Below are 21,738 nucleotides of genomic sequence, written 5' to 3' on the forward strand. Positions count from 1 at the left end.
CGACGCCCGGCGCCATGAAGTCCATCTTGCGCTGGGCATCGTTGTTCACTGCAGTGCCGAGAATGAGCGCGTCGATATGGTCGCCGTCATGGATGGCATCTTCGGCGCGCTTGAGCAGGACTGCGGCCACGCCGTTGCCCATGATGGTGCCAGCGGCTTCCGCGTCGAATGGCCGGCAATGACCGTCGGGCGAAAGAATGGTGTTGGCCTGATACAGATAACCTTGGTCATGTGGCAGCGTCAGCGCCGCAGCACCAGCCAGCGCCATGTCGCACTGGTACCCCAGGAGGTTCTGGCAAGCAGTCGCCACGGCCACCAGCGACGTGGAACATGCCGTCTGGATATTCAGCGCCGGGCCACGCAACCCCAGTTTGTACGCCACCCAGGGACTCAGGTAATCTTTATCGTTGCTGGTGAGAACCTCCAGCCATTGCGCGAGGTTGTGCTCCCGCAGCCGATCCAGATGATGCTGCCAGAGGTATAGTGCCGGGTTCGAGCCGGCAAAGACGCCTACCCGCTGAGCGCCAAGACGGCTCACGTCGTATCCGGCATCTTCCATCGCATGCCAGCAGACCTCGAGAAACAGGCGGATCTGTGGGTCCATCCAGTCGGCCTGCTTGGCGCTGACGCCGAAGAATTCAGCGTCGAAGCAGTTGATGTCTTCCAGCGGCATCCCGACGCAGACATACGCCGGATCGTCCACTACCTCGGGTTTCACCGCGCGGGCGAGCAGTTCGTCGCGACTATATTCCTTTCGCGCCAGTCTCCCTGCTGCGAGGTTGTCCCAGTAGTTCGCTAGGTTCGGGGCTTCTGCAAAACGCCCGGCCATGCCGATGATTGCGACAGCATCCGGGTGCTGCTCCAGCCAGTGTTTGTTCGCGCTCATATCTGCTCCGGTCATATGTCCTGTATGTCAGGGATGCGCCTGCGGTTGCGATGAGGGCCGGCTTTTTCCGATAACGGGGCGACCGTCTCCTGAGCTTGGGCAGCGGATGCTTCGATATGTTCGGCCAGTCTGCCCAGTGAGGCGTATTGGAAAAGATCTGTAATATCTAGTTCCCATTCAGGGCGCCTGCTACGCAGGACTTCATGGAAGTGGACGATGGCTCGCGAATCCATCCCGAGGTCGAACAAGCTGAGATAGGGATCAATCTGTGCCAATGGTCGATCCAGTTCCATGGCGAGCAGACGGACGAGATACCCGAGCGACGACCCGCGCAGGTCACTGGAGGCGACGTCGGGATCCATGTCGCTCCGGTAGCGGTGAAGTACGGGAAGTGCTCCTTGTAGCAATAGGCTTCGGCATTCCCGCCGTTGAATCTTGCCACTGGAGGTCTTCGGCAAGCTGCCAGTGCGTATGAACAGGATATCGTCCAGCCTGACTCCCAATTGCTGGGCCAACTCCTGCTGGATTCCGGATACGTAGCCAGGCAGGCAATCGGGTGGACAGCGCTTATCGACTTCCTGGACCAACACCAGACGGTCGGACAGCGAGTCGTCCATGGAGAATGCTGCGCCGCAGTCCTTGCGCAGCCACGGACGATCAGTCTGGGCCAGCCATTCGATGTCGGTGGGCACGATGTTGCGCCCTTGATAAATGATGAGATCCTTGATGCGACCGCTGACGGTCAATTCGCCAGCGTCCAAGTAGCCCAGATCCCCCGTACGCATGAACCTTCCGAGTACGCCGTCCAACCGGGCCTGGAAGGTTTCGCGGTTGATCTCTTCCTCATGCCAGTACCCCGGGGAGATACTGGGGTTATTCGTCGATACCCAGATTTCTCCGACTTCCCTCTCGGGCAACGCATACTGGCGTTCCGGGTCGACGATGCGAATCTCCATGCCAGAGCAGGGAGCCCCGCAAGAGACCGTTAGACGCTGCCTGTCGCCAGGTCGAACAGGCATGGCGCGCCAGTGTTGTCCGGGACGGGTGCAGGTGATGAGCAATGTTGTCTCAGCCATGCCATACGCGGGATGAAAGGCCCGAGGCGAGAGTCCGGAAACCGCAAAGCGGCGCAAGAAGGCCTCAATCGTGGCCGCCTTGATGGGTTCCGCACCGCAATGGGCCCACCTCCAGTGGGAGAGATCCAGTTGCACGGCATCGGCTTCCGAGATCCGATCCACACACTGCTGATAGGCGAAGTTGGGTCCACCACTACGCCATGCCCGGTATCGTGATACGGTATTCAGCCATACCAGTGGCGCCCGCAGTATCGTCATTGAGGGCAGAATCACGTGTTTGCTGCCGGTGTAGAGGGCGAGCAACAATCCTTTCACCAATGAGTAATCGTGAAAATGTGGCATCCATTCGACCGAGACCACACGGCCTGGATTACCCATCCGATCCTCGATGACAGCCGTGTTGGCCGCCATGTTGCGGTGGGTGATCATCACCCCCTTTGGGGCGCCCGTTGAACCAGAACTGTATTGCAGGTAGGCAACCGTGTCGAGCGAGGCGGCCGGGAGTGCAATCGGCAGATCATCGCAAGCGACTGGCAAGGGCAGATACCGATATTGTTGCTCGGGCAGCCACTGTTGCGCGCCCTCGACATGCAGATCGGCGAGGAACGCCGTGTCTACCAGAATCGTTTGCGCGGCGCAATTCTGGGCGATCCGCTGCAACCGGGGCAGCGAGCGCTTGAAACCCACAGCGCCTGGTCGTGCTGTGGGCACGGCTATTTTCCCTGCCAGAACCACGCCGGCGAAGGCCACCATAAACTCAATGCCCGGCGGAAAAAGCAAGATTATGGATTGGCCGATATCTCCCTGATTGAGCAGATAGCGTGCCACGCTTTGGGTGCGACGATGGAACTCGGCAAATGTGATGTCGCTTAGTTCTTGGCCACGGCTGTCCAATTCACGGCAGAGAACCAGTTCACCGCGCTGTTCGGCGTGGTGTCCAATCACTTCCTGAAGCGTTCTCATTGGCTTGTCTTCCATTCTTTCCGCGCATGGGCTCATCGGGAGAGGGCGCCGCCATCGGATTGGCACATGACTACTGGACCGCGCTTTCCGGATCTATGTCTCACCCGTACCTGATTCCAGTGTTCTACCTGGAAAATAACAGGATATGAAACCGCACCTTCGCGCCCATGGCGGCGTTGCTGATCCTCACGATGGCCCTGACCATTGCTGCGGTTTGTACCTTGCCATGGGCGCGAATGCATCGATTTCATTTTGTACAACTATTTGTGGGACAGTGCACTAACCGGTCACCCTCCACTGCAAGCTGCGCTGGTATAGGCTCCACAACGCGGCATACGTCCGATCGGCATGCAGCAATGCGGCATGCTTGCCCGTTTCGATTACTTTCCCCGTGCTCAGCACCAGAACCTGGTCCGCACGGACCGCCTGCAGCAGGGAGTGGGTAACCTGGATCACCGTACGATGGCGCGCAAGGACCTGGATCGCTTGCTGGACCTGTGATGCGCTGACGCTGTCCAATCCGGAAGTGACTTCGTCCAGCAATACGATCGGAGCATCCTTGAGCAACGCGCGTGCAATGGCGATCCGTTGGCGCTCTCCTTCCGAGGGAATGACGCCCCCTTCGCTCAGCACGGTGTCGAGACCGCCTTCCCACTGCGCCACGAAGTCGTTACAGCAGGCCTTGTGCAGCGCCTCGTTGAGTTCTTCATCCTTCGCGTCGGGGCGCCCTAGCAGAAGGTTGTCTCGCAGGGTGCCCGGCAGCAGTGCGGTGTCCTGCAGTACGACGGCGACATGGGCACGCCAACTCCCCAGCGTAGCCGTGTGGATGGGAACATCGCCGAGCAGTATCTGACCATCGCCATGGTCGTACAGCCGCGCGAGCACCATGAGGAGGGTAGATTTTCCGGCGCCGTTGCGGCCGACGACGACGCTGTGGCTACCGGGTGAAAAGCGTGCATCGACCGCGTCCAACACAGGGCGGTCGGCGTAAGCGAAACCCACCGCGTTGACGCTGAGGGTCTCGGGTCGCCCCGGCAAAGGGGTCGCCCCTTGCAGTTGCTGCGGCAACTCGGCCAGCGCCTGTACGCGCACCCACGCCTGCCGCGTCCATTTCAGAAGCCCCCATTCCTGCCAGGCGCCATAGAGGTTGTGGTGGGCAATGGGCAGGATCAGCAGTACCGGCAGCAGATCAGCGTCTGCCTGTGCGCGCCAAGCCAGCAGCAGTCCCAGAATCAAGCAAAGTTCGAGCAGCGCGTGGAATATCTGATCGCGCACTGCGAGCGCAGGTATCGCACGTTGCTGGGCTTGTCGTTGCGCCTGCAGGTGGGTGTCGAGCCTGAGCGCCGGTAGACGGGTGGCGCCGAAGAGCCTGAGCGTGCGAATGCCGTCCATCATCGTCGCCAGCCTCGCACGTACCGCCATGTTGCACTCGTTCAGTTCGTCGACATGTCGGGTGATCGTAGTGAGCAGGCGGCGTCCCACGACCAAGCACAGCGCCAAGGCCAGCAGGAATCCGCCCAACACCTCCGGTCGGTAGTAACCCACGTACAGCAGCAGGATCGCCGCCAACAGCAGATTGACCTGTAGCCGCACCAACACGATGAAGATCCCTTCCTGTATCTGGCGAATGTCTCCGCCCAGGCGCTCCAGCCACTGGCCTTCAGGCCACTTGTGCAGTTGCCATAAGGGGGTGGCCAGCACACGCCGCACCAATTGCCGTCGATAAGCGCTGATGGCGGCGAACACCGTCTTGGCTCCCAGCATGCGTGCCTTCCATTGAACGGCCAGCCTGAGCAGCGGCGACCCCAGCGCGATGCCCAGGAAAATGGCGCCCGAAGCGGGCCAGCCCTCTTGCAAGTAGGCTTGGCGGATGAATTCGGCCGCAGCCACGGGAGGCAGGGCGAGGAGCAGGATGTCGATCCAGGTGAGCCACAGGTAGCGAGAAAAATCCCGCCCTGTCGCGCTCCCATGCAGGAGTTTCCGGAACCAGCGGATCATGCCGATTCCTCCTCAGCGGGCAAGGGCAACTGCTGCCAGAGAGTAGCGTAGTACCCGGCGGCAGCGATGAGGTCTTCGTGCCGTCCTTGCTCGACGATCCGCCCCTGCTGCATGACGGCTATATTGTCCAGCGAGCGTATGGTGTGCAGCCGGTGGACGATGACGATCAAGGTGCGTCCGCAGGCCAATTCACTGATGGCTTGCTGAATCTGCACCTCGTTCTCGATGTCGCTGAAGGCCAATGCCTCGTCGAGCAGCAGTACAGGCGCATCGAGAACCACGGCACGGGCCAAGGCCAGGCGCTGGCGCTGGCCGCCCGACAGGTTGCGCCCGTCCGGCTCCAGCATCGTGGCGTAGCCTTCGGGCAAGGCGATGATGAAGTCATGGCAAAGGGTTCGCCTGGCTGCTGCCTCAACCAAATCATCACCGATATCTGGCCGCCCCAGTTTGATGTTGTCGGCCACGCTCAGGGCGAACAATTCGGTACGCTGGCTCACGTAAGCCATTGCGTCCCGCAGGGCTTCCTGACTGTAGGCCGACAGCGGATGGCCACCCAGTTCGATATCGCCCTGGTCTGGCTCGTCGTAGCGCAGCAGCAGTTCGGCGAGGGATGTCTTGCCCGCACCGCTGTGGCCAACCAAGGCCAGGGAACTCCCGGCGGGTATGCGCAGATCGATGTCCGCCAAGACTTGCCGCTCATTGCGTAGCCGACTCACCTGACGCAAATCAAATCCGGCCGACTCCGGCACCATGGGGATCTGTCCCCACGCCAATTCGTCGGCATCCAGCAAGCCGAAGATCCGCTTCCAGATAGCTTTGAGCTTGCCCAGGCGGAGGAAGAAACTGAAGACATCGCTGTAGAGACTCACCAACCCTACCGAGACGACGCAAAAGAACGCGAGGGAGGCCAGAGACAGGTCATCTGACGCATAGAGGATGCCACCGAGCAGCAGTGCGACGGACAGGGAACTGGTGCCCAGTACCATGAAGAGCACCGCCAGTAGCAAGGGCGGGCGCACGGCGGCGGCCGAACGGTGTTCGAATTCGGTCAGGGCGCCGTCGATGCGGGTGTAGGCTGTGTCAGCTTGGTTGTAGGTGCGTAGCAGCAGTTGGTGGCGCAACAGTGTGTCCAGACTGCGCATCAGTCCATTCCAGGCATGCATGGCGTTCTGGCCCGCACTGCGTCCCCGGGACATGGCGGAAACGCTGCAGCCGATGGCGATCACGTAGGGTAGCAGGCACGCCAAGCCCATGCGCCAGTCGACCCACAGCAACACCGCAGCCAGGGTGAGTGGCACCAGGGTCGCAGCGGTCAGCTCGGGCAGGAGATGGGCGACCGCGTCCTCCAACTCGTCGACCTGCTCACCAATCAACTGGCCGTGCTGGGCTGGAGACATCTGGTCAAACCATGTCAGGCGTACCCGATCCAACTTGTCGAGCAGGCGATCTTTGATTTCGGCGATGGCGGCGAAGGCCAGTCGGTGCGCGATGATTTTGCTGCCGCAGGAGAGCACGTGGCGCAAAGCCCATCCCAGCACGAGCGCGGAAACCATCCATGCACCCGGAACGGTGAGATTCTGCTTGCCGAGAATCTGGGCAAGCAGGATCCAAGCCACGACGCAGGGCAACAGGCTCAGGACACCAGAGACAGCCGTGCCTATGCATGCAAGGCCCAGTTGCCATGGCCAGCCACGCACCAGCGCGTAGCTGCTGGAGATCCCTCCGCTACGGGGCAGGCGGGCGAAGTCGATCACGCGGGTCTCCATCTCAAAATTTGCTCCCCAGGGTCAGCAGCACGGTGCGGGGCTGGCCATACACCGCCGTGTGCGTGCCCGCGAGTGGAGAATTGGCGATGGCATTGCTGTAGTACTGCTTGTCCAGCAGGTTGTTGACGCTCAGGCTCAGCCACCAGTGCTTGAAGTCCGCCTTGCCGCTGAGGCTGAACAATTGGTAGCTCGACTGGCTGAAACTGTTTTTGGCGTCGGCCCTGATGCGCCCGACATGGTTCATGTCCAGCCGCACGGTCACCGAGGTATCGGCGATGCGATCCTTGTACTGCACACCGACGCGTCCCGTATTGCCAGGTACGAAGGGCACTGACTTGCCCAACTCTGCCGGGTCGTTGCTCTTGCGGATGCGGCTGGTGTTCAGGGCGTAGCCCGCATTCAGGTTCCAGGGGCCGGCGATCTGATAGTCGGCGGACATCTCGACGCCGCGGTAGCGGGTCTCGCCGATGTTCTTCATCTGGGTGTCAGCCATGTCCAGCACCTGCTGATTGCGCAGCAGCGTGTGATAGAGCGACAGCGAATAGCCCAGCCGCTGCCCGGCGAGCCGGCCCTTGATCCCCCACTCGATGCTGCTGGTCTTCTCCGGGGCGTAGCTCAGGTATGGACCGACGGGCAGGCCACCGATCATCTGCGGGCTGGTGTTCACGCCACCTGGCGTGTAGCCGGTTCCGTAGCTCAGGAAAGTGGTGTTGTCGGGTTGAAATGCGTAAGCCAGCGCCAGCTTGTAGGTGCTGGATGATTTCGATTTCGATACCTCCTCGCGGTCCTGCTGGAAATCCTTCAGCTTCTGCCGGTCGCGCTGGTAGCGTCCGCCGGCCGTGGCTGTCCAGCCCGGCACGAATACATAGTCCAACTGGCCATACCAAGCCACGCCCCGGGTGCGGTAGCGCGAATTGCTGAGGATGTTGCCGTAGCTTGTCTTGAAGGCGTTGCTGTTGTCCGTCTGGTCGCCATAGGCAAAAACGCCCGTCTGCCAATGCGCGGCACCAGCGTTGCCCACCAGTTGGAACTCCTGACTCAGTTGCTTGTGTTCGTTGGTGTAAGGGTCAAAGTCCCACTTGAAAAGAGGATTGCTGCTGTAGTCAGCGTCGCTGACCGTGTGCAGTTTGTCCTGCTGGTAGCCGGTGATCGAGTTCAGCCGGAACAGGTCGAAATCGTGACTGACCCTGAGCGTCAGCCCGTTACCCCGGGTCTTGGTATGGCCTTCCGTATCCCGGTCGATCTGATAGAAGCGTACGGGGACAAAACCCCTGCCTGCGTCCCGACGTATCGGCTTCCAGGTTGTCGGGTCGATGAAGGTCTGCAGGTAGGGTGCGCTGTCGTCCTCGAAATGACTGAAGGTCAGATTCAGTGCCGTTTTGTCCGTCGGGTAGAGGTCGGCCTTCAGATGGAGGTTGCGCCGCTCCTGGCCGTCGAGTTTGCCGCGCGATCCGGTGGCGACGTTCTCGAGCACGCCGTTGCGTCTGGTCCAGGATGCATTGATGCCGAGCAGCACTTGGTCCTCTGCCAGACTTTTCGAGAGCGTCGCGCCGCCTCGCCGTTGATCGTGGTTGCCCGCGCCAAGAAAGGCCGATGCCGCATCGCCCCTGAGCCGCTTGGTCACGATGTTGATCACCCCAGCCGAGGCGTTGCGTCCGTACAAGGTCCCCTGGGGGCCCTTGAGCACCTCCACACGCTCGACATGGTCGAGCAGCATGGGATCCTGCAATACCGAGTCGATCTGAGGGACGCCATCGACGTAGACGGCGACGCGCTTGTTCTTCAGGTCGAATGCGTCGCCCATGCCACGCAAATAGATGCGCGGCTGTCCGCCGGTGTAGCTCGATATGCCCAGGCCGCTGACGAGTTTGTCCAAGTCCTCCAAGCTGTCGATCTGGTGCAGCGCGAGATCTTCCGCGCCCACGACCTCCACGGTGGCCGGTACATCAAGGACGTTCTGCTCGACCTTCTGCGCGGTCACCGTCACCGCACCAAGTTCACGCGCATCTCCCCCTGTTGTGTCGGCCAGGGCCAGTTTCGGAACAACCCCTGTTCCCGTCAGAACTGCGGCCAATGCCGCCACTCCCTGCACGTTCATTCCACCCCCTTGATGCAAGCCGAAAGAGCATCGTCTTGCGTTGACTCCCGATTCCCGTTAATTTACGCACACGATTGAGAATCATTCGTACATTTTGGAGCGTACCTGTTTTGCCAGGCCCAAGGCTTTGCGGGATGCGCCGTATGCGTTTGCGGTAAGGCCAGACCCTCCTTCGTCGGAACTGGATAAGGTTCAGGTACGGCGAACGGGGGGCTCCGGGGATTGGAGTTTTCGAGATGAATGCGTTGAAATTTCTGCGCCAGATCCGATGGGAAAGCGGCGATGGAATCTGCATGTCCGGATGCGAGTTGCTGGCGTCCGAGGATGCGGTGCTGCCCAATCCGATACCGGAGGACGGCCTGCTGCTCGGGCTGACGCTATTTGGTGCAGCAGAGTCGGGCCATGTCGCTCAGCCGCAGCATGACTTCGCGGTTCCACCAGATCACTGCTGGGCGCTGGCGGTGCAGCAAGGCAGTCTGCTGGAAGGGCGCTATGCCGCAGGCGCCCGCATCGCCGGCGTCAGCTTCTTCCTGAGCCGTTGCTGGCTCCTCGCGCGCACGGCCGGTGATGACGTAATGGCGCAATTGCTCTCCTATTGCGGGCAGCCGATGCCCAGGAAGGCGCCACTGTCCGCACCGCTGCGCAGCCATGCCCTTCGACTGCTCTACAGCAGTTACTGCGGTGAGATGGGCCGACTGTTCCTGGCTGCCCGCGCCCACGATCTGCTGCTCGGCCTGATTGACAGCCATCGCAATGTGCCCGGGGGCCCGATGTTGCGCACGCCTACCGGCCTGCTGCGCATGAGCCGGGCGCGTGACATCCTCGAAGCACGGCTGATCGATCCACCAGAACCTGAAGAACTTGCGAAGCTCGCGGGCACCAGCGTCAGTGCGCTGCGCAAGGAGTTCAAGGCGGCATTCGGGCTTCCCGTGGCCGCCTATGTGCGCAAACGCCGGCTCGAGCAGGCACATCTTTCCCTGGAGCGTGGCTTGTCGGTGACGGCCGTGGCGCACCAGTTCGACTACGACTCCCCGGCGAACTTCTCCACCGCCTTCAAGCGGCAGTTCGGGTATCCGCCCAGCGAATTGCGCGTGCGCTGACGCCGCGCGGGATGCAGGTGGGGATCGGGGAGGATGTCAGAAATGTGAAGTTTTCTGTCAATTAATAATATTGCATCTCATTCGTATTGCATGATACATATCCCCCCTGTTGCGTCCCATCGTCGAGACGATGCGCCAGGAGCAATGCATGGTTTCATGCGCTCCAACAATAAAATTTATGAAACATACTTCGCGTCAATTTTCTTCTAAACAATAGTCATTTTCAGTTTCTTTTCTTATGGTAATAGCAGACGATCCCTCACCGCGCCCCGCACTCAGTGCGATTCGCTTGCAAAAACGGCTTCAAGCAAGCCAAGCGCAACAAATCCGCATCACGCCAGACGCTGCGCGACGTCGCCAGCCATTCCCCTTGGCTGATATGCAGCACGCCTACTGGATGGGGCGACAAGCCACCTTTTCCCATGCCGGTGCCATCCAGTTCTATGCTCAGTACCACTGCCGAGGGCTTGATCTGCCGCTGCTGGAGCGCGCCTGGAATGCGCTCATTGCACGCCATGACATGCTGCGCGCTACGGTGGGGATCGACGGTCTCCAGCGGGTCGCCGAAAGCGTGCCCTATCAGTTCATCGGCACGCGTAGCTTGATCGACATGTCACCCGAGCAGCGGATGCAGATGTTGGATGAGATGCAACGTGGCATGCAAGAGGAGTGCATTCCCTTGGAGCAGTGGCCACAATCCCGCCTGCACTTCGATGGTTTTGGCGACGAGGGCGATGGCTACCTGCACATCAAGCTTGATCTGTGGAGTGTGGATGGTCGCAGTCTGCATATCCTGTTCGACGAGTTGGCACAGTTGTATCAACGCCCCAACCTCGTGCTGCCCGAATTGCAGATGCAGTTCTGCGACTACATCGCTGCATTGCAGGAGCAGGAGGGAAGTCTACGCTACCAGCGTGCCCTTGAGCGCTGGCGAGGCAAGCTGAAAAATTTGCCTCCCGCGCCAATGCTGCCGCATCGTGCCGAAGGCGGCGACCAGCGATTCCAGCGCTGGTTTGGAAAACTGGAAGAAGAAGCGTTGATGCGCCTGAATGCCAATGCGCGACATCGTGGCCTGTCGCTCGCCGTGGTAATTCTGACCGTGTATGCCAGCACCCTGGCGCGCTGGAGCAGTTCCGCGCATTTCACGTTGAGCGTTCCTCGCTTCAACCGCCCTGACTGGCACCCGGACATCGGCAATGTGATCGGCGAATTTGCCTCCTTCAGCCTGCTGGAAGTCGACCTGCGTGAACACGCCAACTTTGCAGTCAATGCAACGCGTCTTCAGACCCAGCTCTGGGACGATCTGGATTTCCAGGAAATCTCCGGTGTGCAGCAATTGCGGGAACTTGCGCGACTGCAGTCATTGGGCGAGGCCGTAGCCATGCCCATTGTCTTCACCACCACGCCCGATCTGCGCAATGGCGCCGCCCTGACGCCACAGGAGATTGGCGTAGTCTTCGGTGAGCCGGTGTGCGTCGTCAGTCGGACGCCTCAGGTGCTGCTTGACTGCCAGTACCTTGTCAATGGCGGAACGCTGTTGTTCAACTGGGATGCTATGCCCAGCGCTTTCCCGGACACAATGCTCGACACGATGTTCGATGCATTCTCCCAGGCCCTGGCGAGACTTGCCGAGGACGACGATGCTTGGAATACGCCCTTGTCCTTCCCGTTGCCGCCAGCGCAAGCCGCCGTGCGAGCGGGGCTGTGGCAGAAAGCTGTCGTCGAGCCGGTGTCACCTTCTCGCGCCCTGCAGGAACGGGTCGTGGTTGCCCCGCAATTGCTCGCCCTGGTATCGGCTCAAGGCATTCGGCTGACCTATGCCGAATTCCTCGCGCAGGTGACGACGCTGGCCCAAGAACTGGCACATGCTGGTGTCGGAAAATCGGACCGGGTTGTTCTGCTGATGCAGCGTGGGTGGCAACAAGCCGTAGCGTTGCAATCCTGCCTGTGGCTCGGCGCGGCAGCCGTACCCCTGGATCGCACACACCCGGAACCACGCTTGCGTGCCATCGTGGCGCGGGTTGCTCCCAAGGCGGTCATGCGTAATGCGCCAATCGGTGCATCCATTGCCCCCGACGTGCCGTGTATAACCATTTCGGACCATCCGACCGAAGCCTCGCTGATAGAACTGGCACCGGCACCGTTCGATGCCAATGCCGTCTGCTGCGTCATATTCACCTCCGGCTCCACAGGCCAACCCAAGGGCGTGGAGATATGCCAAAGGGCCGTGGCGAATTTCCTGCAGTACAGCATCCGTTCATTCGACCTGCAGCCTTCCGATCGCATCATTTCCGTTACCGCGCAGCATCACGACCTCGCTTTGTTCGACCAACTGGCGACCTTCTGCGTGGGAGCAACGCTCGTCGTTCCGAATGCCGACAGGGACATTGACCCGGCGCATTGGCTCGAACTGCTTCGCACGCACAGGGTCTCGGTATGGAACAGTGTTCCTCGCTTCATGGAAATGGTGCTCTCAGCCGCTCAAGCTGAATGGGGTGGCGGTCTGCCGACCAGCATGCGGCAGGTCATCCTGGGCGGCGACTGGGTTGCGCCGGCGCTCGCCGCACGACTCCTCAAGCACCCCGGGCTCAAACTGCGCAGCAGCGGCGGACCGACGGAGGCCACCGTCTGGAACATCACGCACGAAGTCAGCGTGGTGGATACCGAATTGCCCAGCATCCCCTACGGACGATCCATCGACAATTGTCGCTACTACGTTCTGGATGAGCTGTTGCAAGAATGTCCCGACCACGTCCCGGGCGAAATGTACTGTGCAGGCCTTTCACTGGCTCGTGGTTATCTGGACGATCCCGCGCAGACGGCGTTGCGCTTCCTGACCCACCCGATGACGGGCGAGCACCTGTATCGGACCGGCGACCGCGGAGTCTTCAGGCCGGACGGCAACCTTCTGATTCTTGGGCGCACCGATTTCCAGATCAATGCGGGTGGATATCGTTGCGATCCGATGGAAATCGAATCCGCGTTGCAACTGCATCCTGCGGTGAAGCATACGGTCGCGCTCGAAGTACCGCACCAAGATGGGAGTTCCGTGGTGGCCGCATGTTACTTGTCAGGCGACCAGCCCTGCTCGGAGGATGAGTTGCGCGCCCTTTGCGCAGAGCGCTTGCCCGTCGCCGCCATTCCCAGGGTGTTTCTTCCCGTTTCCGAATTCCCACGCACGACCAACGGCAAGATCGACCGTCGCAGGCTTGTCGAAATTGCAACGCAACACGCGCGTCCAGTGAAGACGGGACGACCACCACGAAATACCGGCGAAACTCAACTGGCTGCAATATGGCAAGACTTGCTCGGCAAGGAGATCACGGACGTCGAGGCCGGTTTCTTTCCGTCGGGCGGAGACTCGCTCAGCGCCACGCGTCTGCTCCTTCAAATCGAGAAGACGTTCGGCGTTCGGCCGCCTCTGGCCATGGTCTTCTCACACCCGACCATAGAGGCGATGGTCGATTGGCTGGCGAAGCATCGTTCTACAGCAGAGGCAGTTGCTCCTTGGCCGACCTGCCAGACCGACCATCCGCCACAGTCCTGGGCGCAGCAACGGCTGTGGTTCATGTCCCGAATCGCTCCGGGGAACCCGTTCTTCAACTTGTGCTACTGCCTGGAACTGGATGGCTCGCTGGACGCCATCGCCTTTGAAAATGCCCTGCGCCGACTGATGGAACGGCACGAACCATTGCGTTCCCGGTTCCCTGCGCATGCCCCGGTCGGAACCTATGTCGTCGACAAGGCGCCAAGCGTGATGGAACACGAAGACCTGCGCGATCTCACTGTCGATGCCAAGCAGAAAAAACTGATGGCCTGGGCCGAGCGAGAAAAGATCCATGGATTCGACCTCGAAAACGGCCCACTGCTCCGAGCACGGCTGTTCCGCGTGGACACCAATCGCCATGTGCTGTTCTACAGCATCCACCATATCGCCTTCGATGGCTGGTCCGCCGAGTTGTTCAACCGAGAGATCTTTACCCTCTACCAAGAGGAGGTCGATGGGCTGCCTCCCAGCCTTCCACCGGTCGCCAAGTATGCCGATTTCGCTCAAAGCCAGCATGATCTGCCTGTCGAACAGATAGCGACCAGCCTGGCCTTCTGGCGAAACCGTCTGGCCGGCATACCACCACTGCAGTTACCGGAAGACCACAGACGGCCACCGGTGCAGAGCTTCCGTGGCGCGGTCAGCCGCTATCGCCTTGGCAAGACGCTGGCGCAACGGGTTGACGCGTTCTCCGGGAGCCAGGGCGTGACGCCGTTCATGACCCTGCTGACAGCGATGCAGATCGCGCTGGGGAGAATGGCGGAACAGCAACGCTTCGTGATGGGAAGCGTCATATCCGGGCGGGACCACCCCGCAACCGAGACCATGCTCGGGTTCTTCATCAACAATCTGCTGCTGTGCGGCGATCTGTCCGGCAACCTGCCTTTCGATCAGCATTTGGCTCGCGTGCGGAACGAGTTCCTTGACGCCCAGAAACATCAGCACTATCCGCTGCAGCAGTTGGTACAAGCCATGTCGGCAGGGGCGGATGCCAGTCGAAATCCGCTGCATCAGGTATCCTTTACCTACCAGCCGACAGGCTTGGCAAAGGGCAAATTCGGCCGGATCAATGTGATGGGCCGTACCATTGTGTCCGACACAACCCACATGGATCTCGAGATCATCGCCATCCCTGACGGCGACGAACTGATTCTGATCTGGTTGTACGCTCGCGATATCTACTCTGCCACCAGCATTGACCGATGGAATCAGGCGTTCGAGAACGTGCTTTCCGCAGCTTTGCAGGACCCTCCGACGAAGATCAACGACTTGCCGCTGGCTCACTCCCAGGCCTGCCGTGAATGGGCCTGCGTAGATGGCGGGCCGGTCCTGGAGGGGATTGATCCGTGGCCGATCATCCAGCAACATGCGATTCACCACCCCCAGCGTGAGGTGCTGCGACTGGATGATGGCAGCGGGATCACTTGGACTCAATTGCTAAAACGCACAGAGCGTGTGGCGAGTTGGGTCGCGGAGCACGCACTTCCAGAAAAACCTGTTGCGATCCGTCTGCATCCAGGCGTCGACTATGTCGCAACCATCCTTGCCGCACTCCGCTTGGGGCAGGCATGGGTTCCGCTCGACCCGCGGCGACCGCAGCAGGTAATCGCCCAAATGCTCGGCCAGAGCGAAGTTGGCTGCCTGATCAGCAACAGTGCACTATGGTCCGGCGTACCGGTCGCGGATCTGCCTGTGCTTCTTGCTGATCGGGCGGTCCTGGCACCGCCCGTGACTTTGCCTTCGTACTTGCCGGCAAACGATGAATCCCTGGCACTGATACAGCATACTTCGGGCTCCGAAGGTCTTCCCAAAGGGGTCCGGATCACCTACGGCAACCTGCGCCGACGGCTGGCCTGGGGTCAGACACCAGTTCCTTTGACGCCCCACGATGTCGGCTGCCTCAAGACTTCGCCGGCGTTCGTGGATGCTGTCGGCGAACTCCTGGACAGCTTGCTGGCGGACCTTGCCCTTGTTATCCCTTCGCCGGATCAAGCCCGCAGTCCCCTGGAACTTGCACGGCTGGTGCGTCGCCACGGGATAAGCCGACTGGTGATGACCCCCTCGCTGGCCGATGCGTTCTTTGCCATGCCCGAAGCACAGAACCTCCCGCTCAGGATCGTCGTCCTCGGTGGCGAGAACGTACGCGTTGAATTGGCACACCGATGCCTGGCGGCGTTGCATCCGGACGCCTGCCTGCTCAACTACTATGGCGCGACCGAGATCACGTCCGATGGGGCATGGCACCGCATCACACCGGAAAATCTGGACACCGGCACGAGCCATGTTGAAATCGGCCTGCCGCTGCCGGGCACCCGTATTTGGCTGCTCGACAGCAACGACCGGTTGGTGGCCCCGGGATGTGCGGGTGAGATCCACGTCAGCGGCCAGAACTTGGCGGCGGGCTACTGCGGCTCCCAGGCCACAGCGGTGCGGCCTTTGCGTCTGTGGACGACACCGGATGGCGAGACTGTACCGCTGTACGCCACGGGTGACATTGCCGTGCGCACCCCGGGAGGCCGACTGCTCTGCCTGGGGCGGCGTGACCACCAGTTCAAACTGCGTGGTATGCGAGTGGAAGCCGGGGAAATTGAAAGCCAACTTCGCAGGCATCCTTCCGTGCGCGACGCGCTTGTCGCGGTGGATGGAGAAGGTAGCCAGCAGAGGCTGGTTGCCCATGTCCTTTTGACATCGGTGGAAGATGGCGGCGCACGGACCTTGCGCAATTTCCTTGCCGAAAGCCTGCCGGCGGGATTGATTCCCAGTCATTGGAGCTTGCAGCGCGAATGGCCCTATACCCCCACGGGGAAGGTGGATCGGCGTGCCCTGTGCAGGGATGCTCTGGTAGTGGCTGGTGCAGCAACAAGCTATGTGGGGGCGGGCACGCCACTGCAGCAGGCCATCGTGGATGCATGGAAGGGATTGCTGGGCGTCGAGCGGGTGGGCATCCACGACAACTTCTTCGAGATGGGCGGAAATTCTCTGCTTCTGGCACAACTGCATCGCCATGTTTGTCAAATTGTGCGGCGTGAGTTCCCCCTGACGCTGTTGTTCCAGCACCCGAACATTCATGCGCTGTCGCTTTGTCTGGAAGGCAATTTGTCGGCCAACGTTCGCGCACGGGATTCCTTGATCCAGAGGGCGAAGGCCCGCTTGGCCGCCAGGGAGCGTCCGTAGCCCTAACCCATCCAGGGAGCCTTCTCATGAATCAGAACCGAAATACCGACATTGCAATCATCGGGGCTGCAGGGCGGTTTCCTGGTGCCGAATCGGTCGACGCCTTGTGGCAGGTTTTGCTGTCCGGGCAAGAACCATTCGTGTTGCTTGATGACGCGCAGTTGGAAGCCGTCGGGCATGGCGAACTGGCACGCTCTCCGAGGTACGTGCGCCAGGCCAGAATTCCAACACATTACGATTGCTTCGACGCAGCGTTCTTCGGCTACTCACCGCGTGAAGCCGCCTTCATGGACCCCCAGCAGCGCCTACTGCTGGAATGCGCATGGCACGTCTTCGAGCACGCAGGCCACGTGCCAGAAGATGCCGATGGAATGCGAACGACGGTGTTCTCCAGTGTCGGGATGAATGGCTATTCCGCCTTGCACGCACTGCCCCAGGCACTGGCTGGGAACGCCGATATGTTCGACTGCATCATCGGTAACGACAAGGACTATTCCGCCGCCCGGATCGCCTACAAACTAAACCTCGGCGGCGCCGCAGTCAACGTGCAGACGGCTTGCTCATCGTCTCTCGTGGCTGTGCACCTCGCCGTGCAAAGCCTGCTCGGCTTCGAAGCCGACCGCGCGTTGGTTGCTGCGGCCACGCTGAGCGTACCGGCGGAAACCGGATACTTGGCCGAGGAGTCGGGCATACGTTCTCCGGACGGCCATTGCCGTCCGTTCGACGCGATGAGCAACGGCACTGTGTTCGGCTCGGGCGTCGCCGCCGTATTGCTGCGCCGACTGGATGACGCCATCGCTGCCGGAGACCGCATATTGGCGGTCATTCGCTCCAGCGCCGCCAACAACGACGCGGGGGGCCGGGTAGGTTTCACCGCTCCGGGGTTGCGGGGGCAGGTGGAGGTCATCAGCGAGGCATTGCAGGTGGCGCGCGCCGATGCGGCCGAACTTGCCTACGTCGAATGCCATGGCACCGGGACGCATCTTGGGGATCCCATTGAGGTCGCAGCGCTGGACCAGGCAATACGTGCCAACAGCGCGAACGAGTTGCCACCGCATCACTGCCTGATCGGATCGATCAAGGGAAACATCGGTCATCTGGATACCGTCGCAGGCTTGGCCGGCCTGATAAAAACCGCCCTGTGCCTGCAGCAAAAGGAGATTCCGGCCACATTGCACTTCTCCCGACCCAATCCTCAGATCCACATCGAGAGCACGCCGTTCAAGGTGACTGACCGCTGTCAGCCATGGCCAGCAGATCGCCCCCTCTTGGCAGGAGTCAGTGCATTCGGATTCGGCGGCACCAATGCGCATCTGATTCTTGCCGGAGCACCGCAGCCTCTGCCTACGGGCCCGATGCGCGAATGGCATTGCCTGCCCTTGAGTGCCGCGGACGAAATAGCCCTTGAACGGCAAGCCACGGCGCTTGCGGACTGGATCGAACAGCATCCCGATATCGCGTTGGCCGACATTGGCTACACCTTGCAGGTGGGCCGTAGCGCGCTACCCTGGCGGGCGATTGCGTTGGCAGGTGACAGGGCTGAGGCGATCGCCGCGTTCCGTGGGATGCGAGCCATTCAGAGCCGGCCCAGTGCCGGGACGTTATGGATCTTCCCCGGCCAGGGTGCCCAATATCCGGGAATGGCTGCTGCGCACTACGACGCCGAACCGCTATTTCGGGACGCGCTGGACGAGGTGCTAGATCAACTCCCCAAAACAGCAGACCTCAATTCGATCCGCGCGCTGCTGCTCGACGGTAACTACAGCGCAGGAGACGACACGGCCATCGTTCAGCCAGCCCTGTTTTCCTACCAAGTCGCCCTCGGCCGCACCTTGCTGGCATTGGGAATGACGCCGTCCTCCCTGCTGGGCCACAGTCTGGGCGAACTGAGTGCTGCTTGCCTCGCCGATGTGTTCCAACTTCGCGAGGCCGCCGAACTGGTATGCATGCGCGGTACGCTCATGGCAGAAACCGAAAAGGGATCCATGGCAATACTGCAAACGGATGTTGGCAACGTTCAAGTCCTCTTGGACGAACGCTACCCACAGTTGGATCTGGCAGTGGTGAATTCGCCAACCTGCTGCGTTGTCGGAGGCCCGCCGGCGTCGGTGGACAGATTGCTGGCGGATGCATTTGCATCGAACTGGCAGCCTCGGCGTCTACGCACCTCCCACGCGTTTCACACTCGGATGATGAATCCCGTCCTGGAGCGCTTCCGGCGGCTTTTGCAAGGGCTGAGTCCAGCGGCACCGCGCTGGCCCCTGCTCAGTGGGCAAGATGGTCAGTGGCTGTCACCGGAGCGTGCCACGGACCCTGAATACTGGGTCCAGCAACTGCGAGAGCCGGTACGCTTCGATGCCGCCTGGAAGCGGATTTCGCCGTTTGCTCACACACTGCTGGAGGTCGGTCCTCCAGGCGGGTTGCTTGCCTTTGCCCATGATACAGGGTGTCGGGGAGCGACCATGCTGACCCTGAGTGGGGACAGGCATCAGCATCAGCCCGCAAGACAAGCCCGTTTCCTGCACACGCTTCTTCGCTTGTGGCAACAAGGCGAAGCGCTGGACTGGGGCGCATTCAACCAACACTGGCTGCCACGCAGGAAGGTATCGCTGCCACCCTATCCCTTTGCCCGGGAGCGGCATTGGCTACCCTCGAGCCTGCCACTTCTCCAGGCAGTTCAACAGGGACAATTCGGCTCGCTGCCTGCTTTTTCCTCCGCCCGCCCCCAGACGAACACGAGCGCCCCGCTCAATCAGGCGGAGATCCAGTTGCAAGCCCGCCCAAGGCTCGACACACCCTATACGGCACCTGCATCCGAACTCGAGCGAGAGATGACGAGCATCTGGCAGTCGCTGCTGTTCATCGCGGAAATCGGTCGATACGACGATTTCTTTGCCCTGGGGGGAAATTCCATCCTGGCGCTGCGCCTGTGCCAGCAGGTCCGCCGTCTTGGCTGGGTCCTTACTCCTCAGCAGGTTTTCCAGCAACGCGACATTGCTTCGCTTTGTGCCAATCTCAGTGTGCCTTTGGCCGAGCCTGAGCCCGCATCAACGGCAACGGTCGGCCTCGCCCCGGAAGACACCGAATCGCTGCTGCAACTCTTGGATAGGGCCGATCTGAAATGAATCTGGAAAAGCACAATGTCACCGACGTTTTCCCTGCCACCTCGTTGCAGCAGGGAATGATCTACCATGCACTGGCTACGGACGATCCCGCCATGTACTTGGAGCAGTATGGCTTCAGCGTCGAGGGCGAGTTGGTCATTGATCGCTATCGCGCTGCCTGGCAGGACACCCTGGACCATCATCCGACGCTCAGAACCTGTTTCCGGTGGGAGGGACTGAGCAAGGCCTACCAAGTCGTATATCGGCAGCTGCAAGTTCCGTTCGAGCACATTGACTTGCGTGCGACTGGGGGAACAGGGCAGGACACGGCCCTGGACAACTTGCGCAAGGAGCGCAGGACCTGCGGCTTCCTGCTTGACCGCGGACCGTTGTTCCTCGTCAGCGTGATCACGCTAGGCGAGAGACGCCACAAGGTCTGGCTCACACTTCACCATCTGCTCGCCGACGGCTGGTCGCTGACGCTGCTGCTGGCCGAGGTGGGCAGACGCTACCAGAATCCAGCGTTGCTAGTGGAGCCGGTCGTGCCGTTCCGGCGTTACTGCGAATGGCTCCAGGCACGTGACCTGCCGCAGGCTCGACAGTGGTGGCAACGACGCCTGTGCGGTGGTGACTTTGTCGGCGATGCGCCCCTGGGGGTGCGGCACCGTGAGGGGCATGCATCGGCAGTAGATTTGGTACTGTCCAGAGAGGACTGCGATCGCTTCCAGCAGGGCTGCAAGGACCAGGGCGTAACGGAAAGCACTGTCTTCAATGCGGCTTGGGCAATCTTGCTCGGTCGCTATCTGCGCCAGGATCGGGTAATTTTCGGGTACACGGTGTCGACCCGATCGGCGGAGATCGTCGGTGTGGAGCGCATGCTTGGTCTGCTGTTGAACGTGCTGCCCATCCCCGTCGAACTGGAGTCACAGCAAGGCGTGTCCACTTGGCTGCGAGAGTTACATCGGCAACTGATCGCTGACCGCCAGCATGACTATCTACCGCTGAGCGAACTTCAGCGACTCGCCAGCGGTGGTTCGGAGAAAGCGATGTTCGAGACACTGCTGGTCTGGGAAAACCAGCCCGGCAGTGTCCTGGATGGCTCCGACTCCACCGGCTTGCGCATAGTCCATGACGAAAGTTACGAACGTAACCACTATCCGCTGATGCTGGCGGGATTCCCTGGGACCGAAATCCGGCTCAGGCTGACGTTTTCGCGCGGAAGCCTTTCCGACTCCAGCGCCTGCGCGCTGCTGCAACAAGTCGCCAGGCTAATGGTGGAACTGGTGGGTGCCGGCGAACGTCCGCTGGGGAAGATCACCAATGGGCTTTTCGCCAGGCCGCTACCGTCGTCGCAACAGCCACTGCCGAGTGCCCATCAGCCAAGACCATGGCAACGCATTGTCGCGCTTTCCCTGTCTTCGCCGAACGCTGTACAACTGGCCCAAGTTCAGCCCGAACTGACGATGACCCGAAGCGAACTGGTCGGTCGTGCCCAGTCGTTGGCAGGCCGCCTTGCTGCTCTCCTGCCAGCCGATCGATCCGCGCCGATTGCACTGATTCTGTGGCCAAGCGTGGACTACGTCTGCACCATTCTCGCCGCGCTACAACTCGGTCGCCCATGGTTGGCGATGGATCCGCGCAAGCCGCTCAGCGGTTTGTGCGAACAGCTTCGCCATATCGAGCCAGCAGTGTTGGTGTCCGAACCGGCGCTATGGCCGGCTTCGGATTGCTGGGACGGGCCAGTGCTCCTCAATCCGGGCGCAGCGCGGCTCAATGCAGGGCAGCGCACGATTCCGTCCGTAGAAATCGGTGACGAAGACTGCGTCTGCATGGTGCTGACATCCGGCTCCACCGGCAAACCGAGATGTGTCCGACTGCCACTGCGCGCCCTGCAACAACGACTGGCCTGGATGGAAAACACCTATGCATCTGACCCCGATGACTGCATGTTGTTGAAAACGTCGCCGGCCTTCGTTGATGCCCTCTGCGAGGTGCTTGCACCACTGTTGTCCGGTTACCGCCTGGT

The 21,738-nt window shown here is 61.0% G+C and carries 9 protein-coding genes; 4 read left to right on the forward strand and 5 right to left on the reverse strand.

Annotated elements, in window-relative coordinates; translation table 11 throughout:
- The 5 genes from VTU_RS27760 to VTU_RS0116645 all read right to left on the reverse strand — a co-directional run.
- Nucleotides 1–886, reverse strand: an 886-nt coding sequence (locus tag VTU_RS27760) for a beta-ketoacyl synthase N-terminal-like domain-containing protein (protein ID WP_010106229.1), incomplete at its 3' end; no start/stop codon positions are given.
- Nucleotides 887–897: 11 nt separating this feature from the next.
- Nucleotides 898–2,940 carry an AMP-binding protein gene (locus VTU_RS0116625; RefSeq protein ID WP_010106231.1) on the reverse strand — a complete coding sequence of 681 codons (2,043 nt, stop codon included), beginning with the start codon at nt 2,938–2,940 and terminating at the stop codon, nt 898–900.
- Nucleotides 2,941–3,204: 264 nt separating this feature from the next.
- On the reverse strand, nt 3,205–4,923 hold the full coding sequence (locus VTU_RS0116635) for an ABC transporter ATP-binding protein (RefSeq protein WP_010106233.1): 1,719 nt from the start codon (nt 4,921–4,923) through the stop codon (nt 3,205–3,207).
- Nucleotides 4,920–6,677, reverse strand: coding sequence for an ABC transporter ATP-binding protein (locus tag VTU_RS0116640; protein ID WP_236610772.1), 1,758 nt, complete (start codon nt 6,675–6,677; stop codon nt 4,920–4,922). The genes VTU_RS0116635 and VTU_RS0116640 overlap by 4 nt, the downstream gene beginning before the upstream one ends.
- 13 nt (nt 6,678–6,690) lie before the next feature.
- Nucleotides 6,691–8,787, reverse strand: a complete 2,097-nt coding sequence (locus tag VTU_RS0116645) for a TonB-dependent receptor (RefSeq protein WP_081479861.1) — start codon at nt 8,785–8,787, stop codon at nt 6,691–6,693.
- A gap of 236 nt (nt 8,788–9,023) precedes the next feature.
- On the opposite strand from VTU_RS0116645, the gene VTU_RS0116650 reads away from it, so the two are divergent.
- From VTU_RS0116650 to VTU_RS0116665, 4 genes are all read left to right on the forward strand, one after another.
- Complete coding sequence (locus VTU_RS0116650) at nt 9,024–9,887, forward strand: helix-turn-helix transcriptional regulator (protein ID WP_010106238.1); 864 nt, start codon at nt 9,024–9,026, stop codon at nt 9,885–9,887.
- Nucleotides 9,888–10,125: 238 nt separating this feature from the next.
- Nucleotides 10,126–16,608 (forward strand): non-ribosomal peptide synthetase, encoded by a 6,483-nt coding sequence (locus VTU_RS0116655; RefSeq protein ID WP_081479862.1) that lies wholly within the window; start codon nt 10,126–10,128, stop codon nt 16,606–16,608.
- 26 nt (nt 16,609–16,634) lie between these two features.
- Complete coding sequence (locus VTU_RS0116660; protein ID WP_010106240.1) at nt 16,635–19,733, forward strand: type I polyketide synthase; 3,099 nt, start codon at nt 16,635–16,637, stop codon at nt 19,731–19,733.
- On the forward strand, nt 19,730–21,738 hold a 2,009-nt coding region (locus VTU_RS0116665; RefSeq protein WP_010106241.1), incomplete at its 3' end, for a condensation domain-containing protein. The genes VTU_RS0116660 and VTU_RS0116665, both read left to right, overlap by 4 nt.

This window comes from Verminephrobacter aporrectodeae subsp. tuberculatae At4 (assembly GCF_000193225.1).
GTDB classification, from domain to species: Bacteria; Pseudomonadota; Gammaproteobacteria; order Burkholderiales; family Burkholderiaceae_C; genus Acidovorax; species Acidovorax aporrectodeae.

Coding starts and splice junctions, on each gene's coding strand:
- VTU_RS0116625 (WP_010106231.1), bottom strand. CDS start 2,940: ATGGAAGACAAGCCAATGAGAACGCTTCAGGAAGTGATTGGACACCAC.
- VTU_RS0116655 (WP_081479862.1), top strand. CDS start 10,126: ATGGTAATAGCAGACGATCCCTCACCGCGCCCCGCACTCAGTGCGATT.
- VTU_RS0116635 (WP_010106233.1), bottom strand. CDS start 4,923: ATGATCCGCTGGTTCCGGAAACTCCTGCATGGGAGCGCGACAGGGCGG.
- VTU_RS0116645 (WP_081479861.1), bottom strand. CDS start 8,787: ATGAACGTGCAGGGAGTGGCGGCATTGGCCGCAGTTCTGACGGGAACA.
- VTU_RS0116650 (WP_010106238.1), top strand. CDS start 9,024: ATGAATGCGTTGAAATTTCTGCGCCAGATCCGATGGGAAAGCGGCGAT.
- VTU_RS0116660 (WP_010106240.1), top strand. CDS start 16,635: ATGAATCAGAACCGAAATACCGACATTGCAATCATCGGGGCTGCAGGG.